Consider the following 16,874-nt stretch of genomic DNA (forward strand, 5'->3'; position numbering starts at 1 on the left):
AGGTTGACGTTGCGTCAATGTCAAGCGGAATGGCGAACGGATGTCACGCCGACGCCGCAGTCCGGAACACGGGCCACCACACTTCGGTGCGCCAGGCGTCGGGATCCGGTGTCTGAAGGCGCGAGACGAGGAAGTCCTCGCGGATCGCGCCCGTCACCCCGATGGCCCGCGAGGCGACGAACGAGCCGGCCTCGGCGTACGCGGTGTCGAGATCGTCGTGCGTTCCGGTGTGCAGCAGCACGGCCCACTCCCCGCCTGGCACCTCATACCAGTCGGCTCGTCCCGGCACCGCGCCGGCTGCGGCGCCGACCGCGACCCCATCCCCGTGTCCGTCACCGTCCCCGTGTCCGTGTCCGTGTCCGCCCCGGTCTCCCGGCGTCGCCGAACGTTCGAACGGCACGAACGCGACGAGCTCCCCCACGTCCTTCTCGAAGACGTCCTCGAAGAAGAGCGCGCCCGGCACTCCGGGCTCGCCGAGGCCCAGCTCCTTCCCGGTGGCGAGGATCTCGGTGACCGCGCCGGCGACGAAGGCGAGCGCATCCGCGAGGGACGTCCTCGCACTGATGGCCAGCGCCTGCATCGGTGCCGTGGACCGGAACTCGATCTCGCGTTCGCCCCGCTTGACAGGCTGGAGCAGCGAGCGGAGGGATGCCACAGCCGAGCGCGTCTGCGCCAACTGATCCTCCATCCGCGAGAGATGGTCCGCAATGGCGGCGTTCCTGGCCTCGACGTCCGGCGCCGAGACCACCTCGCGCACGGCATCGATCGGCATGTCGAGGTCGCGGAGACGCCGCACCACCTGCGCGACGGGCACCTGTTCCGTGCTGTACCGGCGGTATCCGCTGTCCGGATCGATGTCAGCAGGCTCGAGCACCCCCACGTCGTGGTAGTACCGCAGCGCCTTCACGGTGAGGTGCGTCATGCGGGAGAAGTCGCCTATGGAGACGAGAGTGTGCGCCACGTCGACGATCCTCGCATCCGGATGCCGACCCAGCGACGAGCGCGACCGTCGCCCCTCGCGCGTGGAGATCATCGGGCACCTCCGGTGTGTGCTGCACGGGTTCCCCGCGGAAGAAGGAAGGTGAGCACAAGCGCCAGGGCCGCGACGACGGCGAGCGGCTGCAGGCTCGAGGCGAAGGCATCCGCGACTCCTGATCCGCCTGGCGCCGAACCCAGCATGCCGAAGAACACGGTGCCGACGACGGCCACGCCGAGCGCTCCGCCCACCTGCTGCATGGTGGAGAGCGCTCCGGAGACGATCCCGGCATCCGCCGCGTCGGCCGTGCCGAGCACGAGACCGGTGGACGGCGGGATGCTGAGTCCCTGCGCGGCGCCGCAGAACACCAGGCCGACGAGCACCCACGCCACATCCGCTCCGGTCAGCGCAACGACGGCGAGCGCGGTGAAGCCGATCAGGTTCGCGACGCTGCCGAGCACCAGCACGAGACGGCCGAGTCGAGCGACGAGCCGCGGCACGAGCGCGACCGCGACGAAGTACGGGACGGCGAGCCCGAGGAACACGATCCCGGACTCGAGCGCGGTCAGGTCGCGGCCGAGCTGGAGGTACATGGTCAGCACGACGTAGAACGACGCCTGTCCGCACCAGAAGACGAGTTGCCAGAGAAGCCCCCACCTGAACGCCGGGGTGCGCAGCAGCATCGGCGGGAACATGGGCGCCCCGCCGCGGGACTCGAGGCGGCGCTGCTGTGCGAAGAAGACGGCCACGAGAACAGGGACGAGCGCGAAGCTCACCCACACCCAAGGCGCCCATCCGCTGTCGCGTCCTTCCACCAGAGGCAGCACCAGCGCGACGATGGCGGCCGTCATCAGCACGACGCCCCCGACATCCAGTCGACGGGCGATTCCGCGTGTTGCCGGCACGACGAACGGGGTCAGCACCAGGGCGAGGATGCCGATGGGCACGTTGATCGCGAAGATGGAGCGCCATCCGAGTCCCCAGAGGTCGGCGCCAACGAGGAGTCCGCCGATGATCTGGCCGGCGGCGGCCCCGATGCCGAGCACCGCGGCATACAGCCCGATCGCTCGTGCGCGAGCCGGCCCGTGGAAGACGGATCCGATCATCGCCATCACACTGGTGGTCACGAACGCCGTCGCGACCCCCTGCACGAATCGCCCGATCACCAGCACCTCCGCGTCGGCCGCGGCCGCGCACACCACCGACGCCGCGACGAACACCGCGATGCCGATCACGAAGGCGCCGCGCCTGCCGAAGCGATCGCCTATCCGCGCTGCGGTGAGCAGCGCGGCCGCGGTCCCCAGGGAGAACGCCGCGACGAACCACTCCACCGAGCCCTCGCTCGCATGAAGCTCCGCCTGCATCGAGGGCAGCGCGACGTTGACGATGAAGAAGTCGATGGCCGTGATGAACGTGCCGATGAGCAGTGCGCTGAGGGCGCGCCACGGTGGCCGGGGGACGGCATCCGTCCTGTCGTCGGTCTCGAGCGCGAGTCGTGAGCTCTCCGCATCGGGGGACGGTTCCCTGTCAGGGGACGGTCCTGTATCGAGGGACGGTCCTGTTCCGATCGCGGTGTCGGTCGCGCTGTCGAAGGCGGCCGCGATCTCGGTGTCGTGAGTTGTCATGACACCGTTCTCGAGCCTCCCGTCGGGGGAGAGTCAAGCGGTTCCGCTCAACTTCCCTCTGGGGCGACATCGGGCAGCGTGCTGCCGAGGAATCCGGATGCCGCGTGCACCTCCGCGACGAGCACTCCCGCAGCGACGGCCGGGTCGCCCGCCATGATCGCCGTCGTCTCCTCGACGCCGGCGCCGAACACACCGACTCCGGAGAGATCGCCGCCGTCGCGCACCGGCAGCACGATCGAGAGGATGCCCGCGTCACGCAGCTGCATGTTCCTGCGTCCGTGCTCCCAGATGATGGCTCGCGCGCCGGGGGATCCGAACTCCGGTCCGGGATGCAGCAGCACCACCGTGTACGGCCTCGTCTCGGTCAGCGTGCGGCGCATCTCGTCGTCGTCGATTTCGCGCAGTTCCGGAATCCCGCTCACCATGACCTCCTCGCAGCAACGTCTGGCACAGCCTCCGTCAAGCCTGCCGTCGCCGCAAGGCTCCCGCTCGCTCCCGGGACGCGGGCCGGGCGCCGATCCGAGGGCTGGCGTGAAACCCGACGACACACGACACAGATCGGCCTTGCGCGATCGCTAAACGCGATATATCGTGTTTCTCGTCAGTCGCGATATATCTCGATCAACGTCGAAACCGAACCGACGACATCCCACACGAACCAAGCGACGCCCACCGACAGCCCCCAGGCACGACAGGCACCGCCAGACGAAAGGCAGAAGACCATGGCACAGGAACGCTGGCTGATCATGCCGGGCGACTCGAAGACGATCGATCTCGAGATCGTGCGCAAGCTCAAGGTGAGCCTGATCGGCGGTCAGGTCGACGTCATCGGCCACGACGACCCCTCCGCCCGCGTCGAGGTGACCAACGTTTCCGGCAAGGAGATCAAGGTCTCCATCGACGGTGACGTGCTCGAGGTCGACCACCCGCAGTGGCGCTGGGACAACTTCATCGAGGTGTTCCGATCCTGGCGCGGCAAGGCGGAAGCGGATGTCACCATCCTCGTTCCGCGAGACGTCGCCCTCACGCTCGGCGTCGTGTCCGCCACCGCCCTCGTCAGCGGACTCGTGACCGACGCGAAGCTCAACACCGTCAGCGGCGAGATCACCACGGACGGCGTGATCGGCGACCTCGACCTCAACACGGTCAGCGGAGAGCTGACGACCAGGGACCACCGCGGCGAGGTCGCGGCGCACACCGTCTCCGGCGACATCACCGTCTCGGGCAGCGTGCCCAAGTTCAGCGTCGACAGCGTGAGCGCGAACGTCTACCTCGATCTGTTCGACGTGCCGTTCGACGTGCGCACCAACTCGGTCTCCGGTGACGTCACGATCCGGCTCGACGACTCCGTCGGCGTGCGCTACCGCATCAACACGGTCAGCGGCGTGGCCCACCTCGACGGCACCACCATCGTGCGCGGTTCGATGGGCAAGACGTTCACCCATCAGACCGGATCGCTCGAGGGACGCTGGCTCGACCTGTCCGTCAACTCCGTCTCCGGCAACCTCTCGGTCGTCCGCCGCTCCGCCGGAGCCTCGACCTGGGCCGGGAACGCAGGAACGGATGCCGCGGACGGCGTCGCATGACACCCGCAGTCTTCTCCCACGGCAGCCTCCGGCTCTACCTGCTGAGCCTGCTGGACGAGTCCCCCAAGCACGGATACGAACTCATCCAGGCTCTGAGCGACCGCTTCGGCGGCACCTACAGCCCGAGCGCCGGCACGATCTATCCGCGCCTGTCGAAGCTCGAAGAAGAGGGACTCGTCACCAAGACCACGGTCGGCCGCAAGACGGTGTACGCCATCACCGATGCCGGACGCACGGAACTGCAGACTCGGGCATCCGAGTTGGACGACATCGAGAACGAGGTCACGGACTCACTGCGCCGCATGGCCGACGAGGTGCGGGCCGGGGTGAACCAGGCGATGAAGAGCCTGCGCGCCGACCTCGCTGCTGCAGCCCGCGACGCGAAGCGCGATGCCCAGGCCGCAACGGGCGGGGGTGCCCCGAAGGATGCCACGCCCGACCCGCGCGCCGAATCCCGCTTCGCCCTCCGCCAGGCCGAGATCGTGCTGAACGAGTTCCGGCAGCAGGTGCGCGCGGACCTGCGCCGCGCATCCGGACGCACCGGCATCCCGGATGCCGCCATCACCGAACTGCGCGACGGCCTCACCCGCCTGCGCACGGAACTGCTGGACCGCCTGCCGCTCTGAGCGCGGTTCACGCGAGGCACCGCGTCCCTTGTCCCGAGCCGCCCCTTCCTTGTCGATCCACCCCGCGGTTCACGTGAAGAGCTGGGTGGATCGACAACAGAATGCGGGCTCGAGCGACCGCGGCAAGACGGAGGACGGGGAACCGGGCGCGCACATCGGACCGACGCGCCGGGCCTCGCTCGGCACGTTCACCCTTCAGCGACTCTTCGGTTCACACCGTCGGCGCGAGGCGGCGCGGGTCACGCCGTGCGGCCGACTGGTCAGGCCGCCCGCCCGGTCTCTGTCACGGTGCCATTCGGGCAACGCAGGAACACGTGACCCTCCGACTTCTCCGTGTTGTGACCGGCCAGCGGCAGCCCGCACAACGGGCAGGCCGTGCTGTGCGGCGGCTCGGCGTCGTAGGGGCCGAGCGACGCCGGCCCCAGAAGCGGGACCAGCTTGCCGTCCAGCCACTCGACCGCCTGGGTCAGACCGTGCGCGTGGACCGTTTCGCCACCTGTTCGTCGTGGCATGCCTTCAGGGTAGGTCGGCGTCCCCGGCCCGAACCCACCCTTTTGCGAACCGTGCGGCGACGTCGGATCGCCGCCGACGCGGAATCGGTTCGAAAACCCGTTCCGAACGGGCATTTCGTCCCCGAATCCGAGCGCCCGCCGTTACAACGCTGTACGTTCGCTTGACACCGCGACGCGCCGACTTGACAGTCATTAGGCAGGTAGTAGTGTCGTCCCTCGTGACAAATGAGGGGAAGGTCCCCGGGCTCGATGGTCGCTCTGCAAAACGGTGGCTGATCGGGGATCCCCTACCCAGCGAGAAGCTCGAGGGACAACTCCTCCCCAAGCACCTGGCACTGCCGATCTTCGCCAGCGACGCACTGTCCTCCGTGGCCTACGCTCCTCAGGAGCTCATGATGGTGCTGCTGGTCGGCGGCACCGCGTTCCTCGCGTTCTCCCCGTGGATCGCGCTCGCCGTCGTCGTGCTCATGCTCACCGTCGTCGCGTCGTACCGCCAGCTGGTCAAGGCGTATCCGTCCGGCGGCGGCGACTACGAGGTGGCGCACAAGAACCTCGGCGAGAAGGCCGGGCTGATCGTGGCATCCGCTCTGCTCGTCGACTATGTGATGACCGTCGCCGTCTCGGTCGCCAGTGGCGTGGACAACATCATCTCCGCATTGCCATGGCTCAGCGGGTTCCGCGTCGAGCTCGCCGTCGCCTTCGTCATCCTCATCGCGGGCATGAACCTGCGCGGCGTGCGCGAGGCCAGCAAGGCGTTCGCCATCCCGACCTACGTCTTCATCGGGTCGATCGGCGTGATGGTCGCCACCGCGCTCATCCGCACGGCGCTCGGCTTCGCGCCGGTCGCCGAGTCAGCCGGCTACGAGGTGAAGGCCCAGGGCCTCGCCCAGGCCGCCGTCGTACTCCTTCTTCTGCGCGCCTTCTCGAGCGGATGTTCCGCCCTGACCGGTGTCGAGGCCGTCGCCAACGGTGTGCCGGCGTTCCGCACGCCGAAGATCCGCAACGCCCGCACCACGCTGCTCCTCATGGGCGGCATCGCCATCTTCCTGTTCGCCGGGCTGATGGCCATCGCGCTGATCAGCGGCGTGCACTACGCGGAGAATCCGTGCGATCTCATCGGATGGAAGGGATGCAGCACACAGCCGCAGCGCTCGCTCATCGCGCAACTGGCATCCGCGACGTTCGGCAACAACTCCATACCGTTCTTCATCGTGCAGGCGGCAACGGCCGTCGTCCTGCTGCTGGCCGCCAACACGGCGTTCAACGGATTCCCGCTGCTCGGATCCGTTCTCGCCCGTGACTCCTACGCCCCCAAGGCGCTCTCCACCCGCGGCGACCGCCTGGTCTTCTCGAACGGCGTCATCGCGCTGGCGCTGGCGGCGATCCTCCTGCTGGTCATCTACCAGGCCAACCTCACCAACCTGATCCAGCTGTACATCATCGGTGTGTTCGTCTCGTTCACACTCGGCCAATCGGGCATGGTGAAGCACTGGATCGGGATGCTGCGCGACAGCGATGCCAGGCGGCAGGCGAAGGATCGCGGCACGATCATCCGCAGCATGTCGATCAACGCGTTCGGTGCTCTGCTCACCTTCAGCGTTCTCGTCGTCGTGACCATCACCAAGTTCACGCACGGTGCGTGGCTGGTGTTCATCATGATGCCGATCCTGTTCCTGCTCATGATGGGCGTGAACCGCTACTACCGCGACGTGGCCAAGGAGGTCGAGGTCGACCCGACGACGACCTTCGGCGCGAGCGGCGACCATGCGATCGTGCTCGTCGGCAAGATGCAGAAGCCGGTGCTCAAGGCGCTCGACTACGCGATCGCCGCCCGTCACCAGTCCATCGAGGCCGTGCACCTCTCCGTCGAGGAAGAGTCGACGGATATCCTGCAGCAGCAGTGGCACGACATGAACATCCATGTGCCGCTCACGATCATCGAGTCGCCGTACCGCGACTTCGGCGTTCCGCTCGCGAAGTACATCAAGCACCGCCGCGAGGAACACGGATCCGAGGTCACAACGGTGTACCTGCCGCAGTACATCGTCGGCCACTGGTGGGAGTCGTTCCTGCACAACCACCGTGCCCGCCGCATCTCCAAGCAGCTCATGCTGATCCACGGCGTGACGATCGCCCTCGTGCCATGGCTGCTGGACTCGTCCGAGCTGATCTATGGACGCCGCTCTCGTCCGCTGCCCGGACAGGATCGCCGCGGCGAGCCGATCCGTGCCATCCCGCGTCGTCCGCTCGCTCCTGCCGTGCCGAATGTCTCGGGGCGCGGGCGCCGCGATGCTTCGGCGCAGACCGGATCCGTCACGGATGCCTCGGGCAAGGTTGCCCCGCGCGGCGCGGACACGACGGGTACGGACACACCGCCGACTCAACCGGACACGACGAAGTCGCACTCGCACGCCGGCCGTCACTGAGCGCTGCGCACTGCGCACTGCGCACTGAGCGTTGAGCTACCGAGCCGGACAGCGCTGAGCCCGGGGCGAGTCGCGACCCAGTGACAGGTCGCCGCCCGAGACCGGCCATCGACGATCTCAGGACGCGTCGGGAACAACGGGCGGGTGGGACGACCGCACCACGAGTTCCGGGGTGACGAGACGGTGCCGGCTGGTGTCGGCACCGCTGTCCGTGAGCAGTTCCAGCACCGCGTGCGCCACGTCGTCCAGCCTCTGGTCGACGCTCGAGAACCCCATCGCCGTGGAAACCGGCGTGTTGTCGAATCCCACGACGGGAAGGCCGCCCTGCGTCTGCACCACGGCGCCGAGCGCGAGGCTGTCGCTCGCCGCGACCACGGCTTCAAGGTCGCCGACGCGGCCCGCGAGCCGGGAGGATGCCTCGCGCGCCGCCGCCACCGTGTCGACGGCGTTCTCGCGCAGCCGGTCGAGATCGTGATCGAGTCCGGCCGCGGTCATGGCATCCTGCCAGCCCCCAGCGCGCTCGTCGCCGGTCCCGGAACCGGATGGCCAGCCGAGGAACCCGACCCTGGTGAACCCACGTGCCAGCATCGACTCGGTGGCGGCTCTGACGCCAGCCCGTCCGTCGACATCGACCCACGAGTGACGGAGGTCGTTCATGTCGTCGATGCCCCACGGACGTCCGAACGTGACGAACGTCTGACCGTGGTCGATCAGCCACTCCGTGCGCGGATCGCCGTAGAACGTCGAGGTCAGCACGAACGCGTCGACGTCGGACCCGTCGACGAGGCGTCCGAACTGACGGATCTCGTCCTCGGGGCTGGTCGCGGTGAACAGCAGGATGCGCAGGCCCACGGCATCCGCCTGCTCGGTGAGCGCGTGCAGGAAGCGGTCGAGGATCGAGCCGGAGATGCCGTCGACCATGGGATCGAGCCGGATCCCGATGGTCGAGCTCTTCTGGGTGCGCAGACGCCGTGCGGAGGCGTGCGGCCGGTAGCCGAGGGTCTCGATGGCCCGTTGCACGCGCTCCCTGGTGTCCGGTCGCACGATGTCGGGCGAGTTCAGCACATTCGACACGGTCTGCCTCGAGACGCCGGCCACGCGAGCGACATCGTGCACGGTGGGCAGCTTCGGCATCGAGTGAGCTCCTTCGCAGCGACGGCGGGGCGCGGCCTTGACAGGACATCCAGCGCCGAATTAGTTTGACGGTACACGCATTTGAACGATCAAACCAACTGTCCACAGTGAATTTGATCGTTCAAGTCGCGGGCCGATGGCATTGCGTTCAGACTCCGCAGCAGACCAGGCGACGAAGCCTCGACGGACACCCCCGGCACGACGACAGCACGGCCGAGAGCTCATCAGCCGTGACAAAGCACCAAACCATGCACACGAGGAGTCTCACCATGCAAAGACGCACACGATGGTTGGCATCGGGCGCACTCGCGGTCGCCACGGCGCTCGCACTGAGCGCCTGCGGTTCCGGATTCAGCAGCGGCAGTTCCACGACAGGGGCGCTGTCCTCGTCGAACAAGTCGCTCACCGTGATGATCGGCTCGAGCGGCGACGCCGAGACGAAGGCGGTGACGAATGCCGTGGCCTCCTGGTCCAAGTCCTCCGGCACCGGCGCCAAGGTGGTCGCCGCCAACAACCTCGACCAGCAGCTCGCCCAGGGCTTCGCGGCGAAGAAGCCGGCCGACGTGTTCTACCTCTCCACCGGATCCCTCGCCGGATACGCCTCCAACGGATCCCTGCTCGCGTACGGCGACCAGCTGAAGAACAAGTCGGACTTCTATCCCTCGCTCGTGAAGAGCTTCACGTACGACGGCAAGCTCTACTGCGCACCGAAGGACTTCTCGACGCTCCAGCTCATCGTGAACAACGACGACTGGAAGGCAGCGGGCCTCACCTCCGCCGACTACCCCAAGACCTGGGATCAGCTCGACGCCGTCGCGCAGAAACTCAGCACCGGGGGTCGGACCGGCCTCGTGGTGAGCGGCCAGTACGAGCGGCTGGGCGCCCTCATGGTGCAGAACGGCGGCAACCTGATGAACGCCACCAGCACGAAGGCGACCGCGAACAGCAGCCAGAACGTTCAGGCGCTCGACTTCGCCAAGAAGATGCTCAACGACGGCGCGATGAAGTTCGCCGCGGATGTCGGAGCCGGGTGGGGCGGCGAGGCGTTCGGCAAGAACCTCGGCGCGATGACCATCGAGGGCAACTGGATCTCGGGCGCCATGCAGTCCGACTACCCGAGCGTGAAGTACACGGTCGTCCCACTGCCGTCGGGATCCGCGGGAAAGGGAACTCTGCAGTTCACGAACTGCTGGGGCATCGCCGCCGACAGCCCGAACCAGAAGGCCGCCCTCGGCCTCGTGGAGAAGCTGACCAGCACGAGCGACCAGCTCGCCTTCGCGAAGGCGTTCGGCGTGATGCCCTCCATCCAGTCGGCCGCCGCCGACTGGAAGAAGCTGTACCCGCAGTACACGCCGTTCCTCGACGCGGCCTCGTACGCCGAGGGCGTCCCGACCGCGAAGGGGGCGTCCGACGTGGTGGCCGATCTGGACTCGAAGCTGGGTCAGCTGAAGACCGGCGATCCGCAGGCGATCCTCGACACTACGCAGAAGAACCTCGAAGCGCTGCTGAAGTAGAGCCATGACGGCGACCACTGCAGGGCGGACGCGTCGCGCCGGATTCGGAGGGATCCGGCGCGGCGAGGCCGCATCGGGCTGGCTCTTCACGGCGCCCGTGCTGATCATCCTCGGCGTGTTCCTGGTGATCCCGGTGCTCATGGCGCTCTGGGTGAGCTTCTCCGACTGGAACGGCAACGGGAGCCCGTTCTCGTCGGGAGTGCACTTCGTCGGGACCGAGAACTACTCGACGATCCTGATCGGCGGCGGCCTCGCGGAGAGCGACTTCGGCACTGCGCTGAAGAACAACGTCTGGTACGTGATCTTCGTGGTGCCGCTGCAGACGGCCCTGGCCCTCGCTCTCGCCCTGCTCGTGAACCGAACGATGCTCAAGGGCCGCGGCTTCTTCCGCACCGCGTACTACTTCCCGTCGGTGACGAGCTCCGTCGCCATCACCGTGCTCTGGCTGTTCCTCTTCAGCACGACGGGAACCGTGAACCAGATGCTCGCCTGGATGGGCATCTCGGGGCCGAACTGGTTCAACGAGCCCAGCGGCCTGATCCAGAACGGGCTCGCGGCGATCGGCATCCATCAGGGTCCGGCGTTCCTCACGGGCAACACCTTCCTCGGCGTCTCGTTCTGGGACTGGCTCGGCGGCCCGTCCGTCGCGATGTTCGCGTTCATCGTGATGGCCGTGTTCACGACGAGCGGCACGTTCATGCTGCTCTTCGTCGCGGCGCTGCAGAACCTCAGTCCCGACATCGACGAGGCCGCAATGGTCGACGGCGCGAACGGCTGGCAGCGGTTCTGGCGGGTCACGCTGCCTCAGCTGCGGCCGACACTGTTCACCGTGCTGACCCTCGGCCTCATCGGATGCTGGCAGGTCTTCGACCAGATCTACACCGGCACCCAGGGCAATCCGGCCAAGACGACGCTCACGCCCGCGTACCTCTCGTACCAGAGCGCGTTCCAGAACCAGGCGTGGGGACAGGGTGCCGCGATCGCCTTCATCCTGTTCGTGATCATCGTGGCGTTCACGCTGCTGCAGCGCTGGATCCTGAGCGAGAAGAAGGTCTCGCGGCGCCGCATCCGCGCCTACTCGCCAGAGATGGCGGCCAGGGCGCGCGCGACGAACGGGGCCGAACAGACGAGAGGTGCCGCGCGATGACGACGACTCATGCCCCGCTGGTGGCGGCCCAGGCGAGGGGCGACAACGAGCCCCGCACCGGCCGCAGGCCGGAACGACGCAGATGGACGGGACGTTCGATCACGGGTCGCGTCGTGCTCTACGTGCTGCTGATCGCCGTCGCCGCCGTGTACATCTATCCGTTCCTCATCCAGGTGGCCACGTCGTTCAAGACGGATCCGGATGCCGCCGCGAACGCGGCCTCACTGATTCCGCAGACCTGGACGACGGCCGCGTATCAGAAGCTGTTCCTCAGCTCGGACTTCCCGCTCTGGTTCAAGAACTCCGTGATCGTGACGGTCTTCGTGACTCTGGGGCGGGTGTTCTTCGACTCTCTGGCCGGCTATGCGCTCGCGAGGCTGCACTTCCGCGGCCGCAACGTGGTCTTCGCCGGCCTCGTCGCGGTGATGAGCGTGCCGCTCGTTGTGCTGCTCATCCCGAAGTTCCTCGTGATCAACACGCTGGGCATCTACGACTCGTACACGGGCATGATCCTGCCGCTGCTCGTGGACGCCGCAGGAGTCTTCATCATGAAGAACTTCTTCGAGTCCATCCCGGTGAGCGTGGAGGAGCAGGCGCGGATCGACGGAGCCGGCACGTTCCGGCTGTTCTGGTCGGTGGTGCTGCCGATGGCGACGCCTGCGCTCATCACCATCGTCATCCTGTCGTTCCAGGGATCGTGGAACGAGCTGAGCCACTTCATCATCTCGACGCAGAGTCCGCAGCTGACCACCTTGACGAAGGGCGTCGCATCACTCGCCAGCGGGCAGCTGAGCCAGGGGACGCAGTATCCGCTCAAACTGGCCGCCGCCGCCATCATGACCATTCCCGTCGCCATCGTCTTCTTCATCTTCCAGCGCAGGATCCTCAATTCCAGCGAGGGCGCGGTGAAGGAGTAGGCGCCGAGACCGCCGAAGGAAACCATGCAACAGAACCGACAACCCTTCCTCAACGACCAGGTCATCGTCCTGCGCGCGCCGACCCAGGTGTGGAGCGACCGCGGCGGCGATGCCGGACGGGAGAGCATCCACGGCCTTTATCACGGGGACGTCCGCGTGCTCGCCGGCGTGAACCTGACCGCCGACGGCGAGCGCCCGGAGTGGATCTCGGTGGCGGCGCACGGGGCATCCGGCGCCACGTTCACCGGGGTGCTGCGGCACCTCGACGGCGATGGCGCGGATCCGCGCGTTCGGATCGAGCGGGTACGAGAGGTGACGGCCGACTCCGTGGTGGAGCGGATCGTCATCCGGTCAGCGCGCGACGTGCCCGTGCGCACACGCATCACCGTTGAGCTGCGCCCGGACTTCGCGCCCATGCAGGACGTCAAGGCCGGCATCCGCCGGGGCAACATGTCGACGGCCGAAGAGACGGCATCCGGTGTGCGGTGGACCGGCGGCGCGACGACGGCAGAGCTGCGGGCACGGGACGCTGAACTGCGCCCGACGGAGTCCGGAGTCACCGCCGAGTGGGACGTGCTGCTCGCCCCCAACGGGTCGACGACGCTGCTCTGGCGCATCGACCTCTCCGACGCGGACGCCGTGGTCTCCGGCGCGATCGGTGATCCAGCGTGGAGCGATCTCACCATCAGCACCGGCGACTCCCGCCTCTCCCGCTGGGTGACCACCGCGCTGTCGGATCTCGACGCCCTGCGCATGACGTCGGCTCTGGCTCCCGGCGAGGAGTTCCTGGCGGCGGGCGCTCCCTGGTTCTTCACGCTGTTCGGCAGGGATTCGCTCTGGGCTGCGCGCTTCCTCCTGCCCGTGTCGACGACGCCGGCGCTGTCCACGCTCCGCGTGCTGGCGGCGGCGCAGGGCACGAAGACGGATCAGGAGACGGCGGAGCAGCCGGGCAAGATCATGCACGAGCTGCGCGCCACCGAGCTGAACCTGGAGGGCGGCCACAGCGGGAGCATCACCCTGCCGCCGCTCTACTACGGCACCATCGACGCCACCCCGCTGTGGATCTGCCTGCTGCACGACGCGTGGCGATGGGGCGAGCAGGAGGACGAGATCGCCTCGCTCCTTCCGCACCTCGAGGCGGCGCTGGCGTGGATGCGAGACCACGGCGACAGCGACGGCGACGGCTTCCTCGAGTATGCGGACACGACAGGACACGGACTCGCCAACCAGGGCTGGAAGGACTCCGGCGACTCGATCCAGTGGCGCGACGGCACGCTCGCCGAAGGACCCATCGCGCTCTGCGAGGTGCAGGCCTACGCCTACGAGGCAGCCGTGCACGGCGCCGACCTGCTCGACCGCTTCGGACGTCCAGGAGCCGCGGAATGGCGCGCGTGGGCCGCCGCGCTCGCCGAGCGGTTCCGAGAGGCGTTCTGGGTCGACGACCCGGAGGGCGGCCGGTATCCGGCCGTAGCCCTTGACGCCGGCAAGCGCCGCGTTGACACTCTCACGAGCAATATCGGACACCTCGTCGGCACGGGCCTGCTCAACGCCGAGGAGGAACGCGAGGTCGCCGACCGGCTGACCTCGCCGCGACTCGATTCCGGATTCGGGCTGCGCACCATGGCAACCGATTCGGCCGGATACTGGCCGCTCAGCTATCACGGCGGTTCCGTGTGGGCCCACGACACAGCGATCGCCATCGCCGGGCTGGGACGCGCCGGCCTCGCGGACAGATCCGACGGCCTCGTCGATGGTCTTCTGCGCGCGGCCGAGCGCTTCGACTTCCGGATGCCGGAACTCCACTCGGGCGACGCCGCTGCGCAGACGACCGCGCCGGCCCCCTACCCGGCCGCGTGCCGGCCGCAGGCGTGGTCGGCGGCCGCGGCGGTAGCCGTGCTGACCACCCGGCTCGGCCTCCGGCCGGATGGATCCGACCTCGTTGTCGCACCCGTCCCTGCCGCCGGCAGCATCGACGTCCGGGGAATCCGCGTCGGACGGCACCGTTACGCCGTGCGGGTCGCAGACGGCGTCACCGAGGTCGCGGAACTGGACCCGGACGCGGCTGCCTCACGGTAGGGGCAGCAACAGGGCCGGGTGCGATGGCCGATCGGCACCTCCCGGCCCCGGTCGTTCAGGTCCGCGCGTCCCGCGTGCGGGCTCCGGCCGAAGCGGATCGGGCCGGCTCAGAGCATCGCCATGATCTGGCGGGCGATGATGCGGCCCGATCGGTTCGCTCCGACGGTGGAGGCGAAGGGGCCGTATCCGGCGAGGAAGACGCGCGGATCCGTCCACACCTGACCGGACTCCACGGACACCCCGCCCTCCTTCTCGCGGAGCTTGAGGGGGGCCAGGTGTCGGAGCTCCGGGCGGAACCCGGTGGCCCAGATGAGGGCATCCGCCGGGGTGAACGATCCGTCGCGCCAGCGCACGCCGTCGGGCTCGATGGACGCGAACATCGCTCGCTCCTTCAGCACTCCGCGCGAGATTCCAGCAGCCACCTTGCGCGTGAGCGGAACTCCGGTGGCGCTCACGACGCTGGGGAGGGCCTTGCCGGCGCGGGCAGCGGCATCAGCATCGCGCACGGCGGCGATGCCGCCTTCGATGGTGCGCACGTGCTCGGTGCTGTAGTCGATCGGACGTCTGGATGCCCAGGAGACGCTGCCCGCGATGTGCTCCAGTTCGAGCAGGAAGCCGACCGCACTCGTGCCGCCGCCAACGACGACGACGTTCTGACCGCGGAACTCCTCAGCAGAGACGTAGCCGTTGGTGTGCACATGCCGTCCGCGGAATGTACTCGCGCCCGGATAGTAGGGGACGAACGGCGAACCCCACGTACCCGTCGCATTGACGAGGATCTGGGTCGCCGTCGCGCCCTCCGAGTGGTGCACGACGAGGTCTGCGCGACTGTTCCGCACGTCGGACACGACGATCGGACGATGCACCTTGAGGTCGAAGTGATCTTCGTATCGGCGGTAGTAGCCGGAGACGATGTCCTTGGCCGGCAGCGTGCGATCGGCGTTCTCGAAACTGAGGCCAAGCTCGTCCATGCCGGGGAGGTCGTTGACCTTGTGGGCACTGCCCAGACGCAGCGCATCCCACCTGAATTGCCACGCGCCACCCGTGACGGGACCGCGATCGAGCACGACGAAATCGACGTCGGGCTCGAGCTGGAAACGCCGGAGGTAATAGGCGACAGCGAGGCCGGCTTGGCCGGCGCCGATGATCACCACCTGGGGGCGGGCGGGGACTTTGGACACGGTATATACCATCATGCCCTGCTGGGACGGCAGCCCAGGCCGACGAGTGCCCTCATGCTAAACTGGCCGCTAGTTTTTATTTCCCATCCATAGTCCCGAGTGAGCGTTATCCGCCCCGGGCCTGTCATCGTGAGGGGGTCTCGCATGGGGCGCGGCCGTCAGAAGGCGAAGCACACGAAAATCGCTCGTGAGCTGAAGTCCTACAGCCCGACTGTGGACTACAACAAGCTCGAGGAAGAACTCACAGGTCACGCGCACGACGATGATCGCTACGCGGCCTGGGCAGACTACGAGCCCGACGGCTACCAGTCAGAGGACTACGACCACCGGGAGCGCTCGGCGGGCTGATCCGCGTGCATACCGCAACGCGCATCCTTCCGGGTGCGCGTTTTGCGTTGCGGGGACTGCCGACGGGTTCACTGCTCGACCTGACGATCGTCGAGCGGTCCGACGGTTCGGCTGAAGGACCGGTTCCGACGAGTTCGACCGCCGGTTCGACTCGACCGACGGTCTGGGTCAGTCGCGGTGCGACACCTCGCCGATGTGCAGGGTGGCACGCGGTCGCGACATGAAGACGTCGACGTCGTCTTCGGTGTCGACGGCGAATCCGAAACGCTCGTAGAGCCGACGTGCCCGGCTGCCCTGGAGCACGTTGAGGCGATGCGGGCGGGCGTCCGTCTCGGGAGCGGATGCCGCGCCGGCGGATCCCTCATCCGTCTCGCCCGCAGACACTGCCTCCGTCGACACAGAATCCACCGGTACAGCTCCTGCAGAGCCAGATTCTGCAGACAACACCGATGCCAGCACCGACGTTCCGACGCCGAGCCCTTGTACTGCAGGGTCGAGGTAGAAATGCTCGATCCAGATGCCGTCCCCTTCGGGACGGACCGTGACGGATCCCACCGGCTCGTCGTCCACCAGGATGACCGTGGTGAGTTCCGGGTGGAACGCGTCGCGCAGACGCCGGCGCACGCGCACCTCGTCGTAGCGGCCGAGTCGGGTGAGGTCGTCCCTGAGCACGACCGCCCTCAGCTCCGCGATCCAGTCGAGGTCGTCGAGCGTGGCGGCGCGGAGTGCGATCTGCATGCTCCGACCTTAGGTGGTGCGCCGGCACGGATCCGACGCGACTGCGGACACCAACGGCTCGCGTTGCG

General features: G+C 67.8%; 15 protein-coding genes. 8 read left to right on the top strand and 7 right to left on the bottom strand.

Annotation, left to right across the window (positions count from 1 at the left end; genetic code table 11):
• Nucleotides 1-43 precede the first annotated feature (43 nt).
• Genes HII28_RS09955 through HII28_RS09965 form a run of 3 tightly spaced genes read right to left on the bottom strand, consistent with a single transcriptional unit; the run spans nucleotide 44 to nucleotide 3,026 of the window.
• Nucleotides 44-1,033 carry a MerR family transcriptional regulator gene (locus HII28_RS09955; RefSeq protein WP_170025257.1) on the bottom strand — a complete coding sequence of 330 codons (990 nt, stop codon included), beginning with the start codon at nucleotides 1,031-1,033 and terminating at the stop codon, nucleotides 44-46.
• Nucleotides 1,030-2,601: an MFS transporter gene (locus tag HII28_RS09960; RefSeq protein WP_170025258.1), complete on the bottom strand. Its 1,572-nt coding sequence runs from the start codon at nucleotides 2,599-2,601 to the stop codon at nucleotides 1,030-1,032. The genes HII28_RS09955 and HII28_RS09960 overlap by 4 nt, the downstream gene beginning before the upstream one ends.
• Before the next feature lie 47 nt (nucleotides 2,602-2,648).
• Nucleotides 2,649-3,026 carry a hypothetical protein gene (locus HII28_RS09965; protein WP_205864619.1) on the bottom strand — a complete coding sequence of 126 codons (378 nt, stop codon included), beginning with the start codon at nucleotides 3,024-3,026 and terminating at the stop codon, nucleotides 2,649-2,651.
• 297 nt (nucleotides 3,027-3,323) lie between these two features.
• Here HII28_RS09965 and HII28_RS09970 point away from each other — a divergent pair, with 297 nt between their 5' ends.
• Together HII28_RS09970 and HII28_RS09975 are read left to right on the top strand one after the other, a co-directional pair.
• Nucleotides 3,324-4,187 (top strand): DUF4097 family beta strand repeat-containing protein, encoded by an 864-nt coding sequence (locus HII28_RS09970; protein WP_170025259.1) that lies wholly within the window; start codon nucleotides 3,324-3,326, stop codon nucleotides 4,185-4,187.
• Entirely contained in the window at nucleotides 4,184-4,813 is a 630-nt protein-coding gene (locus tag HII28_RS09975) for a PadR family transcriptional regulator (protein ID WP_170025260.1), read from the top strand. Before HII28_RS09970 ends, HII28_RS09975 begins: the two co-directional genes overlap by 4 nt.
• Nucleotides 4,814-5,073: 260 nt before the next feature.
• On the opposite strand, the gene HII28_RS09980 is transcribed toward HII28_RS09975, so the two are convergent.
• A complete protein-coding gene (locus HII28_RS09980; protein WP_170025261.1) occupies nucleotides 5,074-5,325 on the bottom strand; it encodes a hypothetical protein in 252 nt (83 codons plus the stop codon).
• A gap of 218 nt (nucleotides 5,326-5,543) precedes the next feature.
• Here HII28_RS09980 and HII28_RS09985 point away from each other — a divergent pair, with 218 nt between their 5' ends.
• Nucleotides 5,544-7,751, top strand: coding sequence for an APC family permease (locus HII28_RS09985; RefSeq protein WP_346769258.1), 2,208 nt, complete (start codon nucleotides 5,544-5,546; stop codon nucleotides 7,749-7,751).
• 117 nt (nucleotides 7,752-7,868) lie between these two features.
• Here the strand turns inward: HII28_RS09985 and HII28_RS09990 are convergent, their stop codons facing one another.
• A complete protein-coding gene (locus tag HII28_RS09990) occupies nucleotides 7,869-8,885 on the bottom strand; it encodes a LacI family DNA-binding transcriptional regulator (RefSeq protein ID WP_170025262.1) in 1,017 nt (338 codons plus the stop codon).
• Between the two features lie 269 nt (nucleotides 8,886-9,154).
• Between HII28_RS09990 and HII28_RS09995 the strand changes: the two genes are divergently transcribed.
• The 4 genes from HII28_RS09995 to HII28_RS10010 are packed head-to-tail and all read left to right on the top strand — an operon-like array spanning nucleotide 9,155 to nucleotide 14,539.
• Entirely contained in the window at nucleotides 9,155-10,399 is a 1,245-nt protein-coding gene (locus tag HII28_RS09995; protein ID WP_170025263.1) for an extracellular solute-binding protein, read from the top strand.
• Between the two features lie 4 nt (nucleotides 10,400-10,403).
• Nucleotides 10,404-11,546, top strand: a complete 1,143-nt coding sequence (locus tag HII28_RS10000) for a sugar ABC transporter permease (RefSeq protein WP_170025264.1) — start codon at nucleotides 10,404-10,406, stop codon at nucleotides 11,544-11,546.
• Entirely contained in the window at nucleotides 11,543-12,463 is a 921-nt protein-coding gene (locus tag HII28_RS10005) for a carbohydrate ABC transporter permease (protein ID WP_170025265.1), read from the top strand. Before HII28_RS10000 ends, HII28_RS10005 begins: the two co-directional genes overlap by 4 nt.
• A gap of 24 nt (nucleotides 12,464-12,487) precedes the next feature.
• Nucleotides 12,488-14,539 carry a glycogen debranching N-terminal domain-containing protein gene (locus HII28_RS10010; RefSeq protein WP_170025266.1) on the top strand — a complete coding sequence of 684 codons (2,052 nt, stop codon included), beginning with the start codon at nucleotides 12,488-12,490 and terminating at the stop codon, nucleotides 14,537-14,539.
• A 107-nt stretch (nucleotides 14,540-14,646) separates the two neighbouring features.
• Here HII28_RS10010 and HII28_RS10015 read toward each other — a convergent pair whose 3' ends face one another.
• On the bottom strand, nucleotides 14,647-15,720 hold the full coding sequence (locus HII28_RS10015; RefSeq protein WP_346769259.1) for an NAD(P)-binding domain-containing protein: 1,074 nt from the start codon (nucleotides 15,718-15,720) through the stop codon (nucleotides 14,647-14,649).
• A 144-nt stretch (nucleotides 15,721-15,864) separates the two neighbouring features.
• On the opposite strand from HII28_RS10015, the gene HII28_RS10020 reads away from it, so the two are divergent.
• Nucleotides 15,865-16,068: a DUF3073 domain-containing protein gene (locus HII28_RS10020; RefSeq protein WP_170025267.1), complete on the top strand. Its 204-nt coding sequence runs from the start codon at nucleotides 15,865-15,867 to the stop codon at nucleotides 16,066-16,068.
• Between the two features lie 168 nt (nucleotides 16,069-16,236).
• On the opposite strand, the gene HII28_RS10025 is transcribed toward HII28_RS10020, so the two are convergent.
• A complete protein-coding gene (locus HII28_RS10025) occupies nucleotides 16,237-16,806 on the bottom strand; it encodes a GNAT family N-acetyltransferase (RefSeq protein ID WP_170025268.1) in 570 nt (189 codons plus the stop codon).
• Nucleotides 16,807-16,874: the final 68 nt, after the last annotated feature.

The sequence above is a fragment of the Planctomonas sp. JC2975 genome (assembly GCF_012985205.1).
Taxonomy (GTDB): domain Bacteria; phylum Actinomycetota; class Actinomycetes; order Actinomycetales; family Microbacteriaceae; genus Humibacter.